The sequence below is a fragment of the Actinokineospora sp. genome (assembly GCF_050699995.1).
Classification (GTDB): Bacteria; Actinomycetota; Actinomycetes; order Mycobacteriales; family Pseudonocardiaceae; genus Actinokineospora.
In genome coordinates this window covers 1-5,348 of the sequence record NZ_JBOHGC010000482.1, presented here as the reverse complement: position 1 = coordinate 5,348, position 5,348 = coordinate 1, and the positions used below count along the sequence as shown (strand labels likewise).

The following is a 5,348-nucleotide window of genomic DNA, read 5'->3' as shown; positions in this document are numbered from 1 at the left end:
AGTCGCTCGCGGTCCTGCTGATGCGCCACCGTGCGGCGATGCACGCGGTTGCGGCCTCGGTGCTGAGCGCGGGGCCGGAGGTCGAAGACGTCGTGCAGGATGCCACGCTGGTCGCGATCGCGGATCTCGGCAAGATCAGGGACCCTTCGCTCGCGCGGGCATGGTTGACGGGGGTAACCAGGAATCTGGCCCGTGCCCGGCTCCGCCGCCGCGATCCGCTTCCCGTAGACCTCGCCGACCTCCCGGCAGCCGACAGCCTCGAACGCCGGATCGAGGAGGCGGCACTGCGGGACTGGGTCTGGGAGGCGATCGGCGGGCTCTCGGAGCCACTCCACGACGTCGTGATCCTGCGCTATTTCAGTGGGGTCACCAGTTACGAGGCGATGGCGGCTGCCCTGGGCATCCCGGTGGGCACGGTGCGCAGCCGCCTGCATGATGCCCGTGCGGCACTCGTGCCGCGGCTGCGCGAACTGGAGTTCTCCGCCGCCGACGACCACACGCGAGTGACGCGAGCGAGCGAGCGGCTCTTCGCCGCGATAGTCGAGGAATACAACAGCGGCCGTGAACCCACCCTGCTGGCAGGCGCGCTGGCTGAGGAAGCCCGACTCACAGTGACCGGCAGCGACGACCAGATCGTAGGACGAGCCGCCATCGTCGGCAGCCTCGCCGAGGAGGTGGCGGCGGGGGTCCGCCTGCGGCTGGTCCGCGTCGTGCCCGGTGCCGGGCTCACCGTGGTCGAGGGCACGTTCCAGAACCCGTGCGACGCTCCCGATCACTGCCCACCGTTCACCACCCAGATCTACCGGCACCATGGTGAGGAAATCGTGAGCCTCCATCTGGCGTACGCGTTCGGCTGAGCGGCGAACTTTTCGGCCCGCCGACCACACCAGTAGGCATGACAACTTCCACATATCCCACATTGGTGTCCCTGGAGGACTTCCCGTTCCCGGTGTTCGTCAGCCGCGGCTCCGAGGAGCGCGGCCTGCTTCTCGCCGCCCGGGCCACTCAAGCACTCGACTGGCTGGGCGAGGTGACCGGCAGGGTGCGCCGCCCGACCCTCGTGGTGGCCGACGAGCAGGACTGGCCCAGCGTGTGCGAGGTGCCCATCTACGGGATGCCGTTCTCGATCCCGGACAAGCTCGGCACGTCACCGACCCCGGCGCGCTGGTGGCAGGACTACTTCGACGCGCTGCGGCCGCACCTGGGCGAAACCGCGTCCACCTCGATCAAGGCCACTTTCGGGGATCCGCCGGACTTCACCGGGATCGCCGACTTGATCATCACCCACGAGGCCACCCACCTGTTCCACGAGATCCACCCGGTGACCTGGGCGTCGGAGTTCCCGGCCGACTGGGTGATGGAGTTGTTCGCCAACCTCGGCATGCACGGCTACCTCGCCACCCACGAACCCGACCAGCTGCGTCTGCTCGCTGCCATGGCAGACGCGACCATCGATGCCGGGCACGAGATCTGGGATTTGCAGGACCTCGCGCTGATGGGCGAAAGCATGCAGACCGGAGTCACCAACTACGTGTGGTTCGAGTTCCGGCTGATCCGCTTCGCCGAGCAGTTGTGGACCGCGGGCGGTGAGGACGGGCTGCGGGACTACCAACGGCTGCTCGGCCATCCGGAGCTGACGCACGACCAAGTCGTGAACCGGCTGTCCCAGCTGGAGCCCGAAGTGGCCGACGCAGTCCGGCGGTGGCCCGCACCCTGACCAGACAGCGGCGCCGGGCCTGACTCGCCCGCCCTCAGGTGCCTGGTTCTGTCGTGGTCGTAGCCGAATGTCACTCCTGTTGGCTGGTGAGCCTGCCCTCGGCCATCCGCTTCTGGACGTCCTGGCGCAGCCAGAGCATCCACGCCCACGCCAGCCCGAAGATCACGCCGATAGCGCCCAGAGCAGGCAGCGCGAAGAAGCACAGGATCATCACGCCCTGCAGGCCGACAGCGACCCACGTGCCCCACGGTTTGCCGACAACCCCGCACGCCAGGATCAGGGCCACGCCAAGCGACCCGACGAGCCAGCCCTGCCAGGTGGCCAGGCCGCCCTCGGTCTTGGCGATGATCAGCAGGGCCAGCATGACCACGATGGCTTCGAGGATGAGCATCGCGGACATCACGCCGCGGAAGCCCTTCATGGGGTCGGGGGCGCTCATGCGGGCTCCTTGCCGAACATCGCACGGACCTCGCCCGCGGTGACGACCGAGCCGGTGGCGACCACTCCGCCGCCGGTCATCGGTTCGCGGGGGTCCTCGGTGGTCTCGGCGAGCGTCACGGCCGCGTCGATGGCGTCGAGGAGGCGGTGGTGGACGATGACCCGGTCCTCGCCGAAGACCTCGATGGCGGCCTCGCCGAGCTGGTCCGGGTCCATCGCCCGCGGAGACGAGTTGGCGGTGATGACGACCTCGCTGAACACCGGCTCCAGCGCCGTCAGGATGCCCGCGACGTCTTTGTCGCCCATCACGCCGAGGACGCCGACCAGCTTGCGGAACCCGAACTCGTCTTCCAGGGCCGCGGCGAGGGCGGCGGCGCCGTGGGGGTTGTGGGCGGCGTCGACGAAGACCGTCGGGGAGGAGCGCAGGCGCTCCAGGCGGCCGGGGACCACGACTGAGGCGAAGCCTTCGCGGATGGCGTCGACGTCGAGCTGCCGTTCGGTTCCGGCGCCGAAGAACGCCTCGACGGCGGCCAGCGCGAGCGCGGCGTTGGCGGCCTGGTGGGCGCCGTGCAGGGGCAGGAAGATCTCGTCATAGACGCCGCCGAGGCCCTGCAGCTTGAGCATCTGGCCGCCGATCGCGACGCCGCGCTCCAACACCCCGAACTCCAGGCCCTGCCGGGCGACGACCGCGTCGACCTCGGTGGCGCGCTCGATCAGGACTCGGGCGACCTCGTTGGTCTGCTCGGCGAGCAGGGCGATCGAGTTGGGCTTGATGATGCCCGCCTTCTCCCGCGCGATGCCGAGGATGTCCGGGCCCAGGTAGTCGACGTGGTCGATGCCGATCGGACAGACGACGGCGATCCGAGCGTCGGCGACGTTGGTCGCGTCCCAGCTGCCGCCGAGGCCGACCTCGACCACGGCCGCGTCGACCGGGGCGTCGGCGAACGCGGCGAACGCCATCGCGGTGAGGATCTCGAACTTGCTCAGCTTGACGTCGTTCTTGGCGTCGACCATCGCGATGTACGGCTCAAGGTCGCGGTAGACCTCGACGTAGCGCTCCGGGGTGATCGGCTCGTTGTCGAGGCTGATGCGCTCGGTGACCGACTGCAGGTGCGGGCTGGTGAACCGGCCGGTGCGCAGGCCGATCCGGGTGAGCAGCGCGTCGACCATGCGGGTCGTGGAGCTCTTGCCGTTGGTCCCGGCGATGTGCAGCACGGGGTACGCCAGCTGCGGCTGGGCGATCACGTCGAGGAGCGCGGAGATGCGGTCGAGCGACGGCTCGATCTTCGTCTCGGGCCAGCGGGTGTCCAGTTCGGACTCGACCTGCTGCAGTTCCTCCAGCGCCCCGGGGTCAAGCTTGGGCACGCGCGTTCTCCTCGGAGGTTGCCGACATTTGACCCCGCGAGTCTACGCGCGCCCTTAACGGCCACTCCCGGTCACCGTCCACGTGTCCCACGTCACCTACCTGCCGGAGTGACAAGTTACTGAAAATGATTACCATTCCTTTGTTTGCCGGCGGTAGGGCGAGGGAGTGTGGCGTGGCGCATCTGTTGATGATCGAGAGCTGGGTCGGGGCGATGAGCACGCTGCTCCCCCGGGCCATCCGCGAGTCCGGTCACCGCTTCACCTTCCTCACCCGGGACCTGCACCACTACCTGCGCTCCGCGCCCACCGAGGGCACACATCCGTTGCTGGCGGCCGAGAACGTGCTGACCACCGAGACCAACGACGTGCCCGCCCTGCTGTCCTATGTGGAATGTATGCACGCCGCACTGGGGTTCGACGGCGTCATCTCCTCCTGCGACTACTACCTCCCGGCCGTCGCCAGGGTCGCCGCCCATCTCGGGCTGCCGGGGCCCACCCCCGACGCCGTGGAGCGCGCCAACCGCAAGGACCGCACCCGGACCACGCTCGACGCCGCGGGAGTTCCGGGGCCGAGGTACGCCCTGACCACGGGATGGCCGCAGACCGCTGACGCGGCGCAGTCGCTCGGCTACCCGCTCGTGGTGAAGCCGGTGGACCTGTGCGGCGGGATGTTCGTGCGCAAGGTCGCGGGCGAGGCGGAGCTGCGCGAGGCGTTCGCCGCGCTGGAGTCGTTCCCGGTCAACGCCCGCGACCAGCCCCGGCTGCCGACCGTGCTGCTCGAAGAGCTGCTCGACGGCGCGGAGGTCAGCGTCGAGACGGTGACGGTGGCGGGCGTGACCCACATCGTCGGGGTGACCGACAAGAGCATCGCCGGCGAGCCGTGGTTCGTCGAGAGCGGGCACATGTTCCCCGCCGACCTCGACGGCGCCGAGGCGGCGGAGGTCGCCGTGGCCGCCATCGAGGCGCTCGGCCTCGACGACATCGTCGCGCACACCGAGATCAAGCTGACCTCGACCGGGCCGAAGCTCATCGAGGTCAACCCGCGTCCGGCGGGCAACCAGATCACCGAGTTGGTGCGCCGCGTGACCGGCATCGACCTGCCCGCCGCGTACGCGCAGCTCGCCGTCGGGCAGCGACCGGACCTGACACACGCCGAGACCGGGGTGCGCAGCGCGGCGATCTCGTTCCTGCTGCCGCCGCGGTCCGGGGTGGTCGCCGAGATCGTGGGCGACGTCGACGCGCCCGGGGTCGTGGAGTGCAAGCTCAAGGCCCCCGGACACCGGGCGGGCGAGCCGACCAGCAACAACACCTACCTCGGGCACGTGATGGTCGTCGACCACGACGGCCCCGGTGCGCGGGCCACCGCCGACAAGCTCGTCGACGGCCTGGACGTGCGCTACGCCGAGGACGCCGCGTGACGGCCTTCTCGTCCCTCGCCGACCTGGTCGACCACGTCCGCGCGGGCAAACTCGGGCCCGACCCGGCCGGTGCGCGGATCAGTGTCGGGTTCAGCACCCAGCAGGGCGTCCGGCACGCGTCGCGGGACCAGTCGTACCGCAACAGTGTGGTCAGCCTGCGGATCGGGCAGGCCGTCGGCTCGTGCGCGGTCGAGCCGGGCACCCTCGCCGACGACGACGTCTACGACTGTGTCGGCGCGAGTGTGGCGGAGTTGCTGGAGCACCCGAACTCGGCGATCCGGACCGCCGCGCTCGACGCGTACCTGATGACCGCGCACCCGCACGAGACTTCCGGCGCCGAGCAGGTGACCATCCCCGCTGGGAGTTCGCTGGACAAGTCCATGGCGCGCGCGGCGGCCGTCGTCGACCTG

The 5,348-nt window shown here is 69.9% G+C and carries 5 protein-coding genes and 1 pseudogene; 4 read left to right on the top strand and 2 right to left on the bottom strand.

What is annotated here, in order from left to right; translation table 11 throughout:
- Together ACRDSQ_RS24180 and ACRDSQ_RS24175 are read left to right on the top strand one after the other, a co-directional pair.
- A partial coding sequence (locus ACRDSQ_RS24180; protein WP_431424244.1) for an RNA polymerase sigma factor occupies nucleotides 1–857 on the top strand: 857 nt, incomplete at its 5' end.
- A 38-nt stretch (nucleotides 858–895) separates the two neighbouring features.
- A complete protein-coding gene (locus tag ACRDSQ_RS24175) occupies nucleotides 896–1,717 on the top strand; it encodes a hypothetical protein (RefSeq protein WP_431424242.1) in 822 nt (273 codons plus the stop codon).
- Nucleotides 1,718–1,787: 70 nt separating this feature from the next.
- Here ACRDSQ_RS24175 and ACRDSQ_RS24170 read toward each other — a convergent pair whose 3' ends face one another.
- Both ACRDSQ_RS24170 and folC read right to left on the bottom strand, forming a co-directional pair.
- On the bottom strand, nucleotides 1,788–2,156 hold the full coding sequence (locus ACRDSQ_RS24170) for a DUF4233 domain-containing protein (RefSeq protein WP_431424241.1): 369 nt from the start codon (nucleotides 2,154–2,156) through the stop codon (nucleotides 1,788–1,790).
- Nucleotides 2,153–3,520, bottom strand: a complete 1,368-nt coding sequence (gene folC / locus ACRDSQ_RS24165) for a bifunctional tetrahydrofolate synthase/dihydrofolate synthase (RefSeq protein ID WP_431424240.1) — start codon at nucleotides 3,518–3,520, stop codon at nucleotides 2,153–2,155. The genes ACRDSQ_RS24170 and folC overlap by 4 nt, the downstream gene beginning before the upstream one ends.
- 173 nt (nucleotides 3,521–3,693) lie before the next feature.
- Between folC and ACRDSQ_RS24160 the strand changes: the two genes are divergently transcribed.
- The gene (locus tag ACRDSQ_RS24160; protein WP_431424238.1) at nucleotides 3,694–4,938 is read left to right on the top strand and encodes an ATP-grasp domain-containing protein; all 1,245 of its coding nucleotides are present in this window, start codon (nucleotides 3,694–3,696) and stop codon (nucleotides 4,936–4,938) included.
- Nucleotides 4,935–5,348: pseudogene (locus tag ACRDSQ_RS24155) on the top strand (hypothetical protein); the annotation flags it as partial. The gene ACRDSQ_RS24160 and the pseudogene ACRDSQ_RS24155, both read left to right, overlap by 4 nt.